At 39.7% G+C, this 1379-nt stretch carries 2 protein-coding genes; both read right to left on the bottom strand.

Annotated elements, in window-relative coordinates:
* Nucleotides 1–981, bottom strand: a 981-nt coding sequence (locus tag Q3O12_RS00025; RefSeq protein WP_301668784.1) for an IgG-binding virulence factor TspB family protein, incomplete at its 3' end; no start/stop codon positions are given.
* The gene (locus tag Q3O12_RS00020; RefSeq protein WP_003711561.1) at nt 914–1222 is read right to left on the bottom strand and encodes a DUF1132 family protein; all 309 of its coding nucleotides are present in this window, start codon (nt 1220–1222) and stop codon (nt 914–916) included. The genes Q3O12_RS00020 and Q3O12_RS00025, both read right to left, overlap by 68 nt.
* Nucleotides 1223–1379 lie beyond the last annotated feature (157 nt).

Below are 1379 nucleotides of genomic sequence, written 5' to 3'. Positions count from 1 at the left end.
TATCTGCTTGGGCTTTCCGTCTTCGCCTGTTACGGGGCCAAGCGTTACGATTTTGCCGTTTTCGATTTTGACATCTTCCTTGTAGCCCGGAAAGCCTGTTGCTTTGATAAATCTGTCGGGATTGGCATCGACTTTTAAGGATAAAATCTCTTCCAGCTTTTTGGCATCCATTTCTTCTTTGTATTTTGGATCTCTTGAAAGTGAAAAATTGATAAAACCTCTATAATCATCTCCTTTATGAACTGAACAACCTCCGCCGTTCCAGCCGAATTCACAAGGTCCGAAATTGTAATTTTTGTAACTAACCATATCAGGACGATTTCTTAACTTTTCCCAATACTTTCTGCCGAGAATTTCCATTCTGGCTTCCATCAGTTCTTTAACTTCTGGGAATCTGCTGTAATCTGACATAAGGCGCATAGTCGAACTGTCGACGCCATAGCAGGAATCATTTACCAACTTTTCATGGAGGTAATCTCCCACCCTGTACCAAATGCAATTACTATATTCGTAGCCTTTTACAAATTTATCGGTTTTGGGATCGTATTGATAGCCTTGTTCCTGAATGTCTTCTTTAAATGTTTCGTAAATGTCGTGAGCTAAAAGGGCAGTGCCGACATAGGGAACTGCCCTCGTGCTGAATTTCGCGCCTAAGCGGGCGAGTTTGCCGACCCCTGCCAAGACTCCGGCGCGGGAGACGGTACTTTCTATTGTTGCGGGGAGAGTGGAGGCGGAGCGGAGTCCGGTGGGAGTGTGTTCGATGATGGTCGATTCTATTCTTCTAAAACCAAAGAAGTCGCCGCCACTGCTTCTAGAAAATCTATCGACAACATCTTTATTTGCATCCCAAATTACATTAACTGAAGAATTAGGAATTTTAACAACTTTCAAATTTTCATTTGATGAAAAAGCATTAATCGGGAAATAAGCTAGAGCAATCAACGCTATCAGATGCACATTGGAAATAGTATTTTTCTTCATCTTTTTCCTTAACTCGTTTTATTAAAATTGTAGAGCCATCTGGAAAAGAAAATTCCCAAATATCATTATAAATTTTTCTATTCCAAAAATGTGAAAAACATTCAATGACACTTACAGCAGATTTTGAAACTTTTCCAAACTCAATAAATTCATTTCTCGCAATTAAAGACATCGGCTTATTAAAATATTTAGATGCAGCCTGATACTTATAAAGAGCCAATTGCGCTTCAGTGATAAACATGATTCCAACTTCCTTTTTTGTTGTTCGGAAGTAGGATTATCTGCCTAACCGTTTTGAATATCAATCCTTGAACAGGATGGCGGCGATGATGATCGGAACGGAAAGACCGACATAGAAATAGAAATCCATCATCTCAAGAGCCTTTTAATCACGGTTA

It is taken from the genome of Neisseria benedictiae (assembly GCF_958267435.1).
Taxonomy (GTDB): domain Bacteria; phylum Pseudomonadota; class Gammaproteobacteria; order Burkholderiales; family Neisseriaceae; genus Neisseria; species Neisseria bergeri.
The sequence above is the reverse complement of the archived record's forward strand: the minus strand, read 5'-3'. Positions and strand labels throughout refer to the sequence as shown.